Raw genomic sequence first — 262 nt, 5'->3', positions numbered from 1 at the left:
CAGTACGCCTGGTCCGGCTTCCTTGGCAAAATGAACATTGCCGTCATCGAAGTCACTGGTGTACTTGAAGATGGTCGCCTGATCCCTTCCTCTGCGGTTGGTAACAACAAGACCTGGATCGAACAAGCTGACCACATCATTCTGGAAGTCAACAGCGCTCAAAGTGCTGGTCTGGAAGGCATGCACGATATCTACTACGGTACTGCCTTGCCGCCGAACCGCAAACCTATCCAGATCAGCAAGCCTACCGACCGTATTGGCA

At 52.7% G+C, this 262-nt stretch carries 1 protein-coding gene; it reads left to right on the top strand.

What is annotated here, in order from left to right:
• Window positions 1-30: 30 nt before the first annotated feature.
• Window positions 31-262 (top strand): hypothetical protein (locus Q4563_RS20590; protein ID WP_442903830.1); only part of this gene is annotated, 232 nt, incomplete at its 3' end.

It is taken from the genome of Gilvimarinus sp. 1_MG-2023 (assembly GCF_030548285.1).
Note: the sequence above shows the minus strand (reverse complement) of the source record. Positions and strands in the feature narration are given on the sequence as shown.